The 15,535-nt window shown below is 54.8% G+C and carries 12 protein-coding genes; 7 read left to right on the top strand and 5 right to left on the bottom strand.

The window, feature by feature from the left end; genetic code table 11:
- From OHL19_RS14910 to OHL19_RS14900, 3 genes are all read right to left on the bottom strand, one after another.
- Window positions 1-2,718 (bottom strand): ABC transporter permease, encoded by a 2,718-nt coding sequence (locus tag OHL19_RS14910; RefSeq protein ID WP_263358513.1) that lies wholly within the window; start codon window positions 2,716-2,718, stop codon window positions 1-3.
- 23 nt (window positions 2,719-2,741) lie between these two features.
- On the bottom strand, window positions 2,742-3,107 hold the full coding sequence (locus tag OHL19_RS14905; protein ID WP_317890579.1) for a PadR family transcriptional regulator: 366 nt from the start codon (window positions 3,105-3,107) through the stop codon (window positions 2,742-2,744).
- Between the two features lie 78 nt (window positions 3,108-3,185).
- Complete coding sequence (locus tag OHL19_RS14900; protein WP_263358512.1) at window positions 3,186-3,683, bottom strand: thioredoxin family protein; 498 nt, start codon at window positions 3,681-3,683, stop codon at window positions 3,186-3,188.
- Window positions 3,684-3,773: 90 nt separating this feature from the next.
- Here OHL19_RS14900 and OHL19_RS14895 point away from each other — a divergent pair, with 90 nt between their 5' ends.
- Together OHL19_RS14895 and tatA are read left to right on the top strand one after the other, a co-directional pair.
- A complete protein-coding gene (locus tag OHL19_RS14895) occupies window positions 3,774-4,220 on the top strand; it encodes a hypothetical protein (RefSeq protein ID WP_263358511.1) in 447 nt (148 codons plus the stop codon).
- Between the two features lie 181 nt (window positions 4,221-4,401).
- Window positions 4,402-4,644, top strand: coding sequence for a twin-arginine translocase TatA/TatE family subunit (gene tatA / locus OHL19_RS14890; RefSeq protein WP_263358510.1), 243 nt, complete (start codon window positions 4,402-4,404; stop codon window positions 4,642-4,644).
- A gap of 155 nt (window positions 4,645-4,799) precedes the next feature.
- Here the strand turns inward: tatA and OHL19_RS14885 are convergent, their stop codons facing one another.
- Both OHL19_RS14885 and OHL19_RS14880 read right to left on the bottom strand, forming a co-directional pair.
- On the bottom strand, window positions 4,800-5,672 hold the full coding sequence (locus OHL19_RS14885) for a DMT family transporter (RefSeq protein ID WP_263358509.1): 873 nt from the start codon (window positions 5,670-5,672) through the stop codon (window positions 4,800-4,802).
- 2 nt (window positions 5,673-5,674) lie between these two features.
- Complete coding sequence (locus OHL19_RS14880) at window positions 5,675-7,030, bottom strand: VWA domain-containing protein (RefSeq protein ID WP_263358508.1); 1,356 nt, start codon at window positions 7,028-7,030, stop codon at window positions 5,675-5,677.
- A gap of 187 nt (window positions 7,031-7,217) precedes the next feature.
- Here OHL19_RS14880 and OHL19_RS14875 point away from each other — a divergent pair, with 187 nt between their 5' ends.
- From OHL19_RS14875 to OHL19_RS14855, 5 genes are all read left to right on the top strand, one after another.
- Complete coding sequence (locus tag OHL19_RS14875) at window positions 7,218-8,285, top strand: VWA domain-containing protein (RefSeq protein ID WP_263358507.1); 1,068 nt, start codon at window positions 7,218-7,220, stop codon at window positions 8,283-8,285.
- Window positions 8,286-8,488: 203 nt separating this feature from the next.
- Window positions 8,489-8,740, top strand: coding sequence for a hypothetical protein (locus OHL19_RS14870; protein ID WP_263358506.1), 252 nt, complete (start codon window positions 8,489-8,491; stop codon window positions 8,738-8,740).
- Between the two features lie 365 nt (window positions 8,741-9,105).
- Entirely contained in the window at window positions 9,106-12,468 is a 3,363-nt protein-coding gene (locus OHL19_RS14865; protein ID WP_263358505.1) for a TonB-dependent receptor, read from the top strand.
- 181 nt (window positions 12,469-12,649) lie between these two features.
- A complete protein-coding gene (locus OHL19_RS14860) occupies window positions 12,650-13,990 on the top strand; it encodes an amidohydrolase/deacetylase family metallohydrolase (protein WP_263358504.1) in 1,341 nt (446 codons plus the stop codon).
- Window positions 13,991-14,062: 72 nt separating this feature from the next.
- Complete coding sequence (locus OHL19_RS14855) at window positions 14,063-15,373, top strand: MFS transporter (protein ID WP_263358503.1); 1,311 nt, start codon at window positions 14,063-14,065, stop codon at window positions 15,371-15,373.
- The last annotated feature ends 162 nt before the right edge of the window (window positions 15,374-15,535 follow it).

Here is a 15,535-nt window from a genome sequence, read left to right as displayed (position 1 = left end):
TCATTCGCAGCGAATGGCGGCCATGGGATCGATGCGAGCGGCGCGCAGTGCCGGCAGCAACGAAGCGACGCAGGCAATAGCGACCAGGGCTAATACAGATCCACCGAGCACCCAGGGATCGCGGGCGGATGTTCCATAGAGGAAGCTCGCCAGTACGCGAGAGGCGAAGAAAGCTGCAGCCAGGCCCGCGACGGATCCGACCAGCGCGACTGCTGCGTTTTCGCGAAATACAAGCGTCACCACCTGCACGCGCTTTGCTCCCAGAGCCATGCGGATGCCGATCTCCGAGGTGCGCCTTGCCGTGGCGTAAGAGAGTGTTCCATAAAGGCCGATGCCGGTCACCAGCAACGCGCAGGCGGCGAAATAGACCGCGAGGATAGCCATCATCCGCTCGGCGGTGATGGAGTCATCGACGACGCTGGACATGGTCGTCATCACGGGGACAGGTATATCCGGAGCAAGCCGCATAGTCAGGTCGCGAGTGGCCGCGGCGAACGGAGCAGCAGGGCCCTCGATACGGATGACGGCAGTATAGGAGCCTTTATGTATGGGGCTCTGTGTCATCGGCGAATATGCAGAGGCCGGGGCAGGTGAGCGTAGATCGTTGTACTTGGTATCGCCGACGATACCGATGATTTCGACAGGTTTCTTTTGACTGCCTGGCATGTTTTCGCCCGGCACAGAGCGATAGGATCGATCAGGAAAGAGAGCGCGGGCAGCGGATTCATTCAGAATTATTTTTGAACCGGAAGCAATCGTGTCGCTCCAGGTGAAGTCTCGCCCGGCGAGGATAGGAATGCGCATCGCATGGAAGTAATCCGCGCCAATGCGACTCCCAAAAACAATGTGTTCTGTTCCTGCAATGTCAGGATAGTCATCCGTTTCACTTGCTCCGCTCAAGGGGAGAATGTCGACGAAGCCAACGCTTTTGACACCAGGCTGACGGCTGAGTCCCTCGGCGATCTGCTGGTAAAGCCGCGTGAGCGCTTCTCCATCGAGTGGCTGCTTGTCCATACTAAGAGCGATGTTGACGACGCCATGCGGATCGAATCCTGTACCGACTTTATAGAGTCGAATCACACTGGTGGCGAGCAGACCTGCGCCTGCCACAAGGATCAGGGCAAGGCATACTTCCGAAGCCATGAGGATGCGAGGCAGGATGGCTCTTCGCTGGTGCGATTGGCGGGCGTACTGGCCATCTTTGATGTGATCGCTGAGGCTGCCTGAAGTAGAGCGGAGTGCGGGAACGAGCCCGATCAGAACAGCCGTGGTGACAGCAATGATCGCCGCGAAGAACAGTACTCTCACGTCAAGTGAAGTATCAAGTTGAGCGCGCTGGCCTGCTCCACTGAGCAACATGGCGGCAAGCATGCGGCTGAGAAATGGAGCTGCGGCAAGTCCAACTCCCGTACCGATCATTGCGATCATCAGGCTCTCGATGAGCAACTGCTGAACAAGCCTGCGACGCGTAGCTCCCATGGCAAGCCGGGTGGCGAGTTCACGCTCACGTGCCGCGCTGCGCGCCATCAGCAGGCTGGTGAGGTTAATGCAGGCCAGCAGCAGAATGCCGCCGCACATGACGAACACTATCTCCAGCGGCTTTTGAAACATCGAACGAAAGTAGCTAAATCCGCGAGAACCGGACTCGGCGGAAAAGCGCACTTGATCCTTGATTGCATTTGTTACGAAATCAGCATCGCCCGAGTCATGAATGATGGAGCTGGAAAGCGCCGCAACGGCAGCATTGGCCTGCTCGATCGATGTGCCCGGCTTTGCGCGAGCCATGATGTTTAGCCACCACGCGTGATAGGCGCTATCAATCATGCTGTAAGGCGCATCGAGGATCGGCTCAGCGGCCAGGGGCGTGAACAGGTCCGGGCTCTGCGTTGGGTCTGCTCCCGTAAACCGCTTAGGCATAACCCCGACAACAGTGAATACCTGATTGGAGATGAGTAGCTTGCGCCCGACGGCATCGGGCGCGCGATTGAACCATCTCTGCCAGAAGCGCTCGCTGATGACGACTGCCAAGCCCGCGGGATTGCCGCCAGCGGTATCATCCTGTGGCGTGAGGTACCTGCCCATTAAAGGCGGAACCTGCATCGCATTGAAGTACTGCCCACTGACCATAACGCTGCGCACTACTTCATTTCCAGAGTTGCCTTTGACCTGGAAAAGCGTTCCGAAATAGCCGAATACATCTGTGAATGGCAACTGGCCGCTCCGCTGCCGAAGCTCAAGACTGCGCAGATATGGAGCGTTGAAGCTGTATTTAGCGCGGGATTTATCGTCGCGCTGATGGGTGGAGAGAACCATCATTTGTTCGCTATGAGGGACAGGAAGAGGACGCAGCAACAGACCGTTGATGAGCGAAAATATTGTGGTGTTCGCACCTACGCCCAACGCCAGAGTAAGGACGGCGATGATGGTGAATCCGAGAGATTTTCGCAGCAGGCGCGCGGAGAAACTCACATCGCGGAGAAAATTTTCGAGTGTGCGGAACTGCCAGAGTTCACGCAGCCGCTCATGCCAGCGGCCTGGATTGCCGAAGGTCTGGCGCATGGTTGCATCTGCTTCAGACGGTGATATGCCCTGGCTGAGCATTTTGTCGCGCAGCATTGCTTGATGAAACTCCAACTCCTCTGCCATCTCACGATCGAGCCGATACTTGCGGAAGAGAGAGGTAAGCCGGAGCAGGAAATTGTGGAGTCCTTCTGGCATGGGTTTCTCCTGACGATGCTTGCTTAAGAAGCTTGCATAACAAAAGCGACTGCGGCGGAAAGCCGCGCCCAGCGCTGCGATTCTGCATTGAGCCGCTTCTGGCCGAGAGCTGTCAACTGATAGAACTTGGCACGACGGTTGTTCGTGGACGCTCCCCAGGTTGCGGATAAAATGCCACGCAACTGCAATCGATGGAGTGCCGGGTAGAGCGCACCCTCTTCGACTTTGAGTACCTGATGTGAGGTGAGGTGAATCCACTCAGCAATGGCATAGCCGTGCGCGGGCCCTCGGGCGAGAGCCTTGAGGATCAGCATCTCCAGGGTGCCCTGGATGAGCTGGCCGGGATCATTTTCTTTTTCCCTAATCATCTTAGGGAGGAGAATAGACAATCCCGGAGTTTCTTGTCAATTAAAACAAGCGAGCCGGTTATAGACGAGTCAATTCAATTGCTGCCGGTCAGCATAGGATCAGCAGTTGATTTGAACTGCGCTGCAACCGGGCTTGGTGGGCTTCCAATGGACCAGGAAGTCGGTTACGGAGCTGGACTGCATTCGGCGCATCGCTTCAAACTCGCCGGTTTTCTGGCTGTATAGAAGTTTGCCGTGATCATCCAGGACGGCCAATGCGGGGACGCCCTTTGCGAGCGGAATCTGGTACCGATCGGCTATAGCGACATTCTGGTCCATGCGGCCGATGTTTACGTGCACCAAGAGGTAATTGCTTTCCAGAATCGGTAGATTGGAGGGGTCGTGGAAGTAGATATCCAGGACATGGCAATCTCCGCACCAGTTGCCACCAAAGTCGAGAAGGATGCGCTTGTGCGTGGTTCTGGCGGTTTTAAGAGCTGCAGCCAGATCGATTTTGGCCTGCTCGGGAGCGGGGTAAATTTCCTTCTCGGCAGAAAAAGACGGCACGGTGAACAATGCCAGCGACAGGATAACGGTAAAGAGTTTCAGGAACTTCATTGGCTACAAACCTCGGTAATTTATTTTTACGCGATTGAGCGCTTTGCGCCAGTGGTTGGGAATTCTCCGCGAAAGGACTAAGCTAATCAGGTGGCAAATGACAGACGTAAACGGTTGGATCAAGCGACGTATCCGGATCTGGATGCGATGATGGCGGCGTATGCCGATGCAGCGGTTGCAATTGCTCGCGAAGAATATCACCAGAGGCTCGATTACAACTCCGACTCGATGGTGGCGTTTGAGGCGGTACTGTCTGAGATGGCAGAAAAAGCAGGCTCCGAGCTCGACTATGACTACGAAGTACGTCTATGGGGTGGTTACCTGGGCGAGGTGCTGAGGCGGCGCTACGCGGGAGGCTGGGAGATGACCCAGTATCCGGGTGGCATGGCAGCCGTACCTGCGGTGGAGGTCCGTGGTTCGCGGTTGTTTCCGCTGATGAAGGTCTACCGGCGGCTGACCATGGGCGATACGGAGAGTATTGCTGCATTCTTCGATATGGTGACGGAGCGGCTGGGCAAGCCTGCGCAGGTGAATTAGGAGTCAAAATTTGATGTGTTGGGCAATCCATTCGCCCCGCTGAAGCGTTTGTTGAATATATTGGGTTTATGAAAGTCCACAGGGCTTGAACGGTGGTCAGCCGTTTCATGCATGTGCGACAATACTTTTTGCAAGACTCTCTGAGACGAGAGGCGGAGTTTCTCTCCGCGGAGGAAATATCATGGGCGAGCTTTTTCAACCGACACACCTGCTGGTTATTGGCGTAATCGTGTTTCTTTTGTTCGGCGCAAAGCGCCTGCCGGAACTCGGCAAGGGTCTTGGCGAGGGGCTCAAGGGCTTCAAGGACGGCATTAAAAATGCTGGTGGGAATGACACGGCTCAGAACCACGTGGTGACTCCGCCGGTTCAGGCTCAGAACAGCGCTCCGGTACAGCCTGTTTCGGCTCCGATCGAACAAAAGTAGTCCCCTGAAGTAGTTCCCGGACTGCCGCAAGACAATTTTGGGCGGGATACCCGCCAGTGATTCGCCTCAGTTTTTCTGATTGAGGAGTCTCTCTCTAACGCCAAAAGAGGTACGGCTAACGCTGTACCTCTTTTTGTTTCTTTTTTTTCTTTGAATTAAAGACTCAGCAGGACGACCGATACCAGCGCTACGACCATCCCCAGAGTCTGGCGGCCGGTGGGTCGTTCGCGGAGGATGAAGGCGGCCAGGAGGATGGTGAATCCTGGATAGAGGGACGAAACCATGGCGGCTACATCGAGCCGACCGTTGTGCGCGGCCAGCGTGTAGCCCGCGTTGCCGATGGTGTCCAATCCTCCGGCGATGATGCCCATCCACCAGAAACCCGACCATTGTGCGGAGCCAGCCTTAATTTCGCGAGGCAGTACGAAGAGTAGAACGACGAGAATCCCTAGAACTCCGCCGATGCGGGCCGAGGTAAGCGCCCAGATGACACCGTCAGTCGACGCCAGCTTGAGCAAAATGAGCTGAAGCCCAAATCCGGTGCCGGAGATTGCTCCGAAGATCAGTGCCAGGGGTGGCGTGCCATGACCTGGAGAATGGGCAATCAGCCAGATGGCGACGCAGCCGAGGAACAGGCCTCCGATGGCGATGGGGCGTGGGAGGCCTTCGCTCCAGAGTGCGAAGATTACCGGGACAAGCGCTGTGAGCAGGCCGGTGAGAGCCGCTGTGAGGCCCATGGCACCCATCGCAAGCGCGCGGTAGAAGACGGCGAGGGCCAGTGAGCCTTCGAGCCCGCCGATGGCTCCCAGCAGGAATTGAGTGGTATGAGGAAAGGGCAGGTGGCCCATGCCGCAAACGACCAGCAGGACAAGCAGCGTAATGGAATGGCCGGAGGCTACGATAAGCAGCGGAGAACTGCGGCGCGATCCGTAGCCACCAGCAAAGTCAGAGCCGCCCCAGGTGGTGGCTGCCGCCAGCCCTAAACTGACTGAGGCGGCGGAGCCCCCACCCGTGATGAAGCCGGGCACGCCTAGCGAGCGTCCTGGGCCGTGGGGTAATAACCAGGCTTGGCGGTCACATCGACATTGGGCCGATTGACGCGAACGTCGATGGTACGGTACTTGCCATCGATAGCTGGCTGGTGGCTGATATAACCCAGCGTGTACTGCGTGCGAGCCTCTTCGGCCAGACGCGCGTAGCTCTTTTCCATGTCGTTCGTGCTCTTTTCCGCATAGAGCGAGCCACCGGTAGCCTGGGTGTATTGAGGCAGCACGTTATCCCTCATCTGGAAAGGGATATGGAAGCGGCTCAGGTAGCCCTCACCCCAACGCGCGGAATCGCCGACAACTGTTGCATACACGGCTATCTTGTTGGTTTGCAGATACTTGATTACTTCCTTGGTGGACGCCTTGCTGCCATATTCCTTACCGTCTGAGACGACGTAAATGATGCGGCGACGGCCCTTGGGGCGCGTTGAAAGAGCCACGGCAGCGCGCAGAATCGCGTCGTTCAGCGTGTGAATCTCTTTCGGAATGCTCATATAATCCGCGCCACCAGCGCTGCGGCCCTGCTGAATGTTGGGATCGACGCATGCGCCATTGCTGGTAATTGGGCAGCCAGCCAACGGGCCGGAGTTGACGGGAATGCTTTCCTCGCGTCCGGTTGCCCGGGTTATTGCCAGAACGGCGGTCAGAAGATGGCTCTGCGCGCCGGTAAAGCCGGTAACTTCTTTAGCTCCATTGCTATAGGTGAAAACGGATACGTCATCATAAGGCGTAAGCGCACCCTGGATAGCTCCCAGGGAATTGTTTACTTTGCTCATCACGTCGGCGGTTACGCTCTGGTCGATCACATACGTGACTGAGAGCGCGGCAGGATCAACCGTGAAAAGACTGATGTGTTGCTGGACATTATTTTCGAAAACGCGGAAATCCCGGTAATCCAAGCCCGCGACGAGCTGACCTTTGGAATCCTTGACGGTCACGGGAACTTCAACGAAGTTGGTGTAGGTGCGGAAAAGTATCCCGACCTCATCTCTACCCTTGCCAGCAGCCGGCAAGTCGGGAGCTGGTCCGTCATCCGGTGTATTCGGGACAGGCGCCTGAGCGGACGGGGCAGGCGGTGCGGACTGCGGCTCGGAGGTTCCAGCGGATGAACTCGTAGGATTGGAGGCGGGTGCCGGCTGCGGCTCCGATTGAGTGCCTAGACCCGGCGTGACTCCCTTGACGTCAGACATGGGTGCGGGGGCCTGCGGAGTGGGTGCATCAGGCACATCTGGGTGGGTCGACTGCTGGGCGTGGAGGGTGGCAAGTTGCGATAGTCCGAGGGCCAGCGCCAGTGCGCAAGTGACTCTTACGGAAGGAAGTACAGTCCAGCGACGATTCACAGAGTTTCCTTTTTTTTCGCAGCAAGCTGCGTCGTTCGAACGTGCAATTTATTGGATGCACAGAAAGGTGGGCCTGACGCCTGACCTCTCTTTCTGACTTATACCTGCTGCATCCGTCAGATTATCAGACGCGCCAAGGCCCTACTGGTCTCAAATCCGTCAGGTATGCTTCCCTCGAGGGCTGAAAATGCGTCTATTGAATATGCGGCGAAATTGGCTTGGTGCAGTTGCGCTGATGTGTCTTCTGGGGGGCTCAGCGACCTCTGGGCTCGCTCAACTTGCGCCGTCCCCGGACGAAGCCCCGGTGAGCAACGCACCCGCTCCCAAAGAGGACGAGAACCAGCCTGTCGCGACCCTCAAAGCAAACGTGAACCTGGTCAGCCTCTATTTCACGGTGAAGGACAAGAATGGGGCGCTCATTCCTCATCTGTCCAAAGACGACTGCACGGTCGAGGAAGACAAGACGCCGCAGAAGCTCAAGAATTTTCAAGCGGAGGTGAACCAGCCGTTGACCCTGGGCATTCTGCTGGATACCAGCGGAAGCCAGCAGCATGTGTTGCCGCTGGAGAAGGATTCCGGCAGCCAGTTTCTTTCTCGCGTGCTGAAGAGCAAGGACGAAGCGTTTCTGATCGGCTTCGATGTGGATGTGGACCTGCTGCAGGACTACACCAACAGTCCTCACCTGCTGGAACGCGCCATGGACAAGGCCGAAATCAATACCGCAGGCGGCAATGGATCGGCAGGAATTCCTGGAATTGGACAGGGGCCGGTGCCGACGCAGGGCGCTCCGAAAGGCACGCTTCTATATGACGCGGTGTATCTCTCATCCAACGAGAAGCTGAGCCGTGAGACGGGGCGCAAGGCGATTATCATTCTGACCGACGGTGAGGATCAGGGCAGCAAAGTAAAGCTCGCTGGAGCGATCGAGGCCGCGCAAAAAGCAAATGTGATTGTGTATGTGATCATGATCGCGGACCGCGGATTTTATGGTGGCTTTGGCTTTAACGGCGACTCAGCCATGAAGAAGATGGCCGAAGAGACTGGCGGCCGAATGATTGACGTGGGTAACAACGGTAAAAAACTCGAGACCGCCTTCCAGCAGATCGAGGATGAACTCCGCACGCAATATGTGGCCTCTTACACTCCGACCAATGAGAAAGTGGACGGCAGTTATCGCAAGATCGCCGTGGCGTGCAAGGGAGACAATCTCAAAATCCAGGTGCGCAAAGGATATTACGCACTGGCGCCGGAGTAAGTCCTTTCTGAAACACGGAAGTACATAACTTCTCTGAATAGATGTCTCATCTTGCGACAGTAATACTTACCGCTGCAATCGACAGTTTCGCGAGTGCGTAATCTGGCGCGGCAACCTTTTACGCCCTAAGATCGGCATAGATCGAGAGAGTACTCGAACTGCCTTCCAAGGCAGTTTCGGTGCTTCGATCGCGAGGGTTGAAGATGACAACCGGCAGTAAAATCAGCAAATCATATGAGATCAGCCCACGCTTCAGGCAGACGCTTGAGGCGCGCATTGCGCGGCTGGAACGTGATGCAATGAGTGACGAGCTGGCGCTGGCTGAGCTTGAAAATGGAGATCATATTCGCAGGCATTGGCGCCTGGTTGCAACGCAAAGAGCGGAAGCGCTGCGTATGCGGTTATTTCTCCAGGATGCGCAGATTCGACTCCCGCGACCTATAACTGAGTTATAGCAATGGTTAGTGCTTTGCTCTGTAACTTACATGCTTTTCTATAACTAGATTATCGGCTGGCTTCCGCGAAATACCCCTCAATAGAAAACTGTCAGTAGCCGCGATTTGTGCTGTCCTGGTTTGGGTTTCGCGGCGAACCTCTAGGACATTTGACCTGTAGAAAGACTGGTTAGCTGCCTCATGACAGCAATCGCTACTCGATATTCAATCATCGTCAAGTTCCAACTTCCCGTGGCTGGAACGTTTTCCAAAAACCATCTTCCGCGTTGTGGCAATCGTGCGGACGCAATGGACCTAAAGAGACTCTCAGTCTCAATCGTTTCAAACACTTGTTCAATTTCAAAATTTGAGGAGGCACCAAGTATATGAAGCGTATTTCTCTTCTGTGTTTGTCGTTCTTGATGTTGTTAGGAACAGCGATCCTGAGTCCGAATCTGTCGGCCCAGGTTGCCAACAATACATCCTTGGTAGGCAATGTCGTGGATGCATCCGGCGCGCCGGTTACTGGCGCAAAGGTCACTGCGATTAACCATGACACCAAGGTTGTTTATCCCGGATCAACCAACGGGCAAGGCTACTATGCAATCACCTTTATCGCTCCTGGAACCTACGACATCACCGTTGAGGAATCGGGGTTTGCTTCCCTAACGCAGACGGGCAAGATTGTGCCCATCGATCAGGCGGTGCGTACTGACTTCAAATTGCAAGTCGGCTCCACGAGCACATCGATCGTTGTCTCCGCGAGTTCCCCTCCGATCTCGACCGATGATGCGACGCTTGGCGAAACCTTTGACACTAAAGCGGTCGAAGACCTTCCCCTGATCGGCCACAACGCGTTGGAGGTCGCAGCGACAGCCTCAAACGTGATGATTGGCCCATCGAGCAGCTACTCTGGCGTGCCTCCTGGCGAAGATTTTATCGGCGCCGGCCAACGCGAAATTCAGAACAGCCTGAGCCTCGATGGCGTATCGATCATGAACAACCTGATCAGCCTCGCGCCTGCTCGTCCCAGCTCGGACATGATCTCGGAAGTACAGATGCAGAGCGGCAATTATCCAGCGCAGTATGGTTCGTATCTTGGACTGCACATCAACATGGTCAGTAAATCGGGAACGAATGATATTCATGGTGCAGTTTATGATTACGTGCAAAATACTTCGTTAAATGCGCACCAATTCACCGATCCGGTGGACAGCCCCAAACAGATACAGCACTACAACCAATATGGTTTTGATGTTGGCGGGCCTGTTTTCATTCCGAAGGTGTATCGCGGTCGTGACAGAACATTCTTCTTTGGCTCATACGAAAAGATCAACCAGGTTCAACAGTCCTCTGGCATCTCTTCTACATTGACCTCCGCCGAACGAGCTGGTGACTTCTCCGCATTGGGCGGCTACAACACGACAACGGGAAAATGCGTACCCAACAACGGTGTGCAGATATGCCTGTTTGATCCAACGACTGGCGCTTACTATCCCAATAATGTAATTCCGGCAGCAGAACTGAATACCCCGGCTGGACTAATCGCCCAGAAGCTTGAAGGCTATATGTTGTCTCCAACGCCAAATCTCGCTGGAGCTACGCAGAATGGCACACAAAATAACATTCTCGAATACTTCCCCAACAATCTGACGATCTCGCAAACGTTGGATCGCGTTGATGAAAACATCGGGGAACATGTCCGGCTCTTCGTGCGCTATCACTGGCAGAATCTGAATGTCGTTGGTGGGTCGATCTTTCCGTCAAGTGCATCCTATGGCCCTACCAACACGCGCAACACTGCTATTGGTTATACGCATCTCATTACTCCGAACCTGATCAACGATTTTCGTATTGGTCTCAATACGGTGATCTCCAACAGCCTCGATTTTTTCGCAGTGAACAATCTTCCTGACGCTGGAACCAAGCTCGGTATTCCTGGCTTTGATTCCGACACCAAATACAACAACCCTGGTATTCCTACGTTCAACATCGACAGCTATAACGGGCTGGGAAATTCCAGTGCCAACTGGTATCAGGATGACCGCACACTCGATGGCTATGACGAGCTGAGCTATACCTTCGGTAAGCACAACCTGATGGCCGGCGTGGAGTTGCGCAAGTTAACGATCGGACGTGAAGCAGCGAACGATGCACGCGGCGTATTCAACTTCCAGCCTGGCGTAACTGGCACACAGGGCTCGACAAGTACCGGCTATGGCGCCGCCGATTTCGTGCTTGGTTACGCACAGAACTCGACGACTCCTATTTTCCCAACGAAGGGATCTGTCGGGGAATGGCGCGATGGATTTTTTGTGTTGGATAACTGGCGCCCATTCGAAAAACTGACGGTGAATTATGGCGTTCGATATGAGTTGCCTACAGTGCCTTACAGCTTGAATGGTTACGCGCGTATTTTGAATGCATCCGAAACTGCGCTGATTCCCTCAGGCACAGCTACAACCGCGGCAGGTTTCGTCCCGGCCAAAGGGTTCAAATTCAACGGACCGAACCACAACGACTGGGCGCCACGTATTGGTTTTGCCTATCGAGTGGAGCCTGGCACGGTTATCCGTGGTGGATTTGGCATGTACTACAACGCAAACCAACTGAACACCTACACGCTGACAACACAAAACTATCCGCTGTCAGCTACCGTGGGTTACAACACCATTGCGGGTAACCTGCTTTCACTTACAAATCCAACACCCGGTGCGGCCAGCGAATCGCCTGTTGCAGGCGTCCCCGGATCCTACGTCAACGCTGTAACGATGGGACCATACCTGCCCACGCAAACCCTTTATCAATGGAACCTAACCGTTGGCCGCGAACTGTGGCAAGGCGCGGGCATGGAATTGCAATATCTCGGATCTCATGGATTGCATCTCGATCGTGACTTCTACGACAACACTCCAACGCCGGGGCCTGGCGATATCAACTCTCGTCGCCCTAACCAGCTCTTTGGGCGTATTCGCAAAATCCAGAATGATGAGTATTCGCACTACAACGGATTTACTGCGATCCTTCGTCAACGGGCCAAGCATGGACTCTCAGGCATGTTGAGCTATACATGGAGCCACGATCTGGATATTTCCGACAACTCAAACAATGGCGGAACGACGATGGATCAATACAACATCGGCCTGGACTACGGCGATTCCAACTGGGATATCCGTAGCCGCCTCGTCGGCATTGCGACGTATGCCCTGCCCACCCTTCCTAAGGGCAATGCGATCGAGCGCGCAGCTCTGGGCGGATGGCAAGCGAACACCATCGTGACCCTGCAGACAGGTGAGCCTTTCAACGTTAACCTGGGCTTCGATCAAGCCAACATCAGCCTCCCCAATGGAAATACTCAGCGACCTAACTATGTTCATGCCGCTCGCGCAAGCTGCGGTCTGAGCCACTATATTTCAGGGAACCTGACGTCGTGCATCGATGCAACGGCCTTTTCGATTCCGGCTCCGTACACCTTTGGAAATTCGGAAAGAAATCCGCTGCATGGGCCTGGCATGAGCAACGTCAACTTCTCATTGTTCAAGAGCTTTCCAATCTGGGAGCGGATGAAGTTCCAATTCCGGGCTGAGGCAGCGAACCTGTTCAACCATCCCAGCGCATCCAATCCCAACTCAGAAATTGAACAGGGATTTGACCCCAACAATCCTGGAACCTACCAGGGTTTTGGTACTGTGACTGGAACACAATCCAGCTCTCGTGCTATTCAATTGGCTGGAAAATTGATTTTCTAGTTAGCCTAACCGGATGAATTGTTATACTCGCAGCCGTTACGAATATTCATCTCGTACGGCTGCATTTACTTTGAGATCCAAGTAGTAAAGCCATGATCGGGACGCGGCTTTCTCTACTTCCGATGCGTCTTAGCGTTGAGATGCATGAGAATAATTCATTAATCAACACTGGAGAATATCAATGCGGTTGAGTCAAATGCGGTTGCTGACAGCGACCATTGTCGGGAGTGTGGTTTTCGTTGCGGGTGTGGCTCAAGCACAGCAGTACGATTTGATCTTGAAAGGCGGACACGTCTTTGATCCTAAGAATCATGTCGATACTGTTGAAGACGTGGCGGTGAAGGATGGAAGGGTCGCTAACGTTGCACCGCATTTGAGCGAAAAAGATGCGATCAAAACGGTGAATGTCGCAGGCTATTACGTGACGCCCGGACTTATCGACATTCACGTGCATGCCTATGCCGGTACGGGCGAACGCGGTTCTTACGCAGGTGACAACAGCGTCTATCCTGATGGATTTACCCTTCGCTCCGGTGTGACAACCGTGGTGGATGCGGGCAGTTCCGGGTGGCGAAGCTTTCCTGATTTTAAAGACAGAGTGATCGATCGTTCGAAGACCCGCGTACTGGCGGAGCTCAACATCGTCGGCGCAGGCATGCGTGGTCCTAAGTATGAAGACAACCTCGACGACATGGATGGGGAAGCGACCGCGAAGGTGGCGTTGCAGTATCCGGGTGTTGTAGTTGGAATCAAGAGTGCTCACTTTACCGGTGGCGAGTGGAAGCCCTATGAGCAAGCTGTGAAGGCTGGGACGATTGCCAACATTCCGGTGATGATTGACTACGGTTCCAATCGGCCTGAGCGGCCGTTGTATGAGTTACTATCGCGGGTTTTGCGGCCAGGAGATATATACACTCACTGCTACTCCGGATTACGCGGAGAACAGGATCCTGTGACGAAGAAGGCCAGCAAAGCACTGCTAATCGGCAGGCAGCGTGGTATTTATTTTGACGTGGGCCACGGTGGCGGCTCGTTTGCGTGGAGTGTTGCGCTGCCTATATACAAAGGCGGTTTCGCGCCCGACTCCATCTCGACAGATCTGCACATCGACAGCATGAATGCGGGAATGAAGGACATGCTTAACGTTGCCGATAAGATGCTGGCCATGGGGCAGACTGTTCCGCAAGTGCTCACGGAGATGACCTGGAATCCGGCACGCGAGATCAAGCAGGAAGAGCTGGGCAATCTGTCGGTTGGCGCTCCTGCTGACATTGCTGTACTGAGCGTCGAGCACGGCAACTTTGGATTTGTGGACATGTTCGACAGGAAGCTGCTCGGAAAAGAAAAGTTGATCTGCCAATTGACGGTACGTGCGGGAAAAGTAGTTTATGACCTGAACGGCATCTCCGCGGACTTGTGGAATGTGCCCTCTACCAGCGATGATCGTTTGGCAAGGAAATGGACCGCTTTCTCTGAGCGGCCAAGACCTGCGAAGACTATCGACGCCGGAACTCAGCACTAGAACGAAGTGGCAAGCAGGTCAGAAATTACGAAGACGCTTCAAGCGTGAGAACAGTATGGAAATGGAGCTTGGATGTTAGTGGAGCGTCGCACGCGTGTTCGATATCTGCTTGCCATTTTGCTTTTTGTTTTAAGCGGCATTGCCTTTCTTGACCGCACCAATATCTCAATCGCTGGTTTGCAGATAAGTGCCGAGTATGGCCTTGGAAATCAGCATCTCGGCTGGATCTTTTCGGCGTTTTTGATTGGCTATGCGGGTTTTCAGATACCTGCCGGCTGGCTGGCGGCGCGTTATGGTCCGCGACGCGTGCTGGCGTTCGGAGTGCTGTGGTGGGGCGTAGCCACCGAATTAACCGCGCTGCTGCCTTCAAGCATGCCACATGCGGTGGCTGTGCTGATTGCGATTCGCTTTGCTCTTGGGGCTGGTGAGTCCGTTGTGTATCCGGCGGCCAATCAATTTGTGGCTCAATGGATTCCACTGCGAGAACGCGGCTTTGTAAACGGTTTGATCTTTGCCGGAGTAGGCGCAGGGAGTGGTTTGACGCCGCCGCTGCTTACCTGGTTGATCACGGGACATGGATGGCGAGCCGCGTTCTGGTTCAGCGCGGTAATCGGTGTTGTGGCGGGACTGGTCTGGTGGTTTACCGCTCGTGATACTCCAGAGGAACATCCGTGGGTTTCGCGTGGAGAGCTGCGCGTTATCGAAGAGGGCATCCGATCGACCCCATCCGAGACGATTGATGCCTCCGCGAACTCCAGCAAGGACAAGGCTCCGCATATATCGTGGGGTGCAATTTTTCGGCGACGTGATTTGCTGGCGCTGATGATCGGTTACTTCAGCTTTGGATATATCGCGTGGATCTACTTTAGCTGGTTCTTCCTGTATATGGCCCGAGTGCGGGGGCTGGATCTAAAGGCGAGCGCTCTTTTCACCATGCTTCCTTTCATCTCCATGACTGTCTTCTGCCTGCTCGGCGGAGCTCTAAGTGATCTACTGACGAGCCTTTACGGTCTGCGGATTGGCCGCTGCCTGCCGGCAGGGGTAGCAATGTTCTGCACGGCCGGCTTCCTCGTACTGGGGTCGCGTGTGCACAGTCCTGCACTAGCAGCAGTTATCCTCGCGGGCGGCGCTGGGGCGCTGTATCTTTCGCAGAGCTCGTTCTTCTCAGTGTCGGTGGATATTGCGGGGCGTAGCTCGGGAATTTTCTCCAGCATTGTGAATATGGGCGGACAGATCGGGGGCGCTGTAACAGCATCCCTGACCCCCTGGATTGCGCAAAGATTTGGATGGACAAGCTCTTTTGGAGTAGCAGCGACGCTTGCGGTTATTGGCGCATTTTTCTGGCTGATTGTCCATCCGGAGCGGCCGCTGGAAACAACCTAGAGCTGCGGGCGAGGGCGACTGGATTATTTTATTGAACACGAGTTTGTAATCGTCAATTAATATCTCAGTCAGCATGACCTCTCCCGTTCCAAGTCCGTGTTCGCGTGATCTCAGATGGTTGAGGAGAGGTTTTGCGCGGTTCCGGCTTCTTTGCGTATCCCT

This window comes from Acidicapsa ligni (genome assembly GCF_025685655.1).
GTDB classification, from domain to species: Bacteria; Acidobacteriota; Terriglobia; order Terriglobales; family Acidobacteriaceae; genus Acidicapsa; species Acidicapsa ligni.
This window is presented reverse-complemented; position numbering and strand designations above follow the sequence as displayed.

What these genes read in the sequence shown, in the direction of transcription:
- OHL19_RS14910 (WP_263358513.1), bottom strand. Translation starts at nt 2,718, where the DNA reads ATGCCAGAAGGACTCCACAATTTCCTGCTCCGGCTTACCTCTCTCTTC.
- OHL19_RS14900 (WP_263358512.1), bottom strand. Translation starts at nt 3,683, where the DNA reads ATGAAGTTCCTGAAACTCTTTACCGTTATCCTGTCGCTGGCATTGTTC.
- tatA (WP_263358510.1), top strand. Translation starts at nt 4,402, where the DNA reads ATGGGCGAGCTTTTTCAACCGACACACCTGCTGGTTATTGGCGTAATC.
- OHL19_RS14875 (WP_263358507.1), top strand. Translation starts at nt 7,218, where the DNA reads ATGCGTCTATTGAATATGCGGCGAAATTGGCTTGGTGCAGTTGCGCTG.
- OHL19_RS14870 (WP_263358506.1), top strand. Translation starts at nt 8,489, where the DNA reads ATGACAACCGGCAGTAAAATCAGCAAATCATATGAGATCAGCCCACGC.
- OHL19_RS14865 (WP_263358505.1), top strand. Translation starts at nt 9,106, where the DNA reads ATGAAGCGTATTTCTCTTCTGTGTTTGTCGTTCTTGATGTTGTTAGGA.
- OHL19_RS14860 (WP_263358504.1), top strand. Translation starts at nt 12,650, where the DNA reads ATGCGGTTGAGTCAAATGCGGTTGCTGACAGCGACCATTGTCGGGAGT.
- OHL19_RS14855 (WP_263358503.1), top strand. Translation starts at nt 14,063, where the DNA reads ATGTTAGTGGAGCGTCGCACGCGTGTTCGATATCTGCTTGCCATTTTG.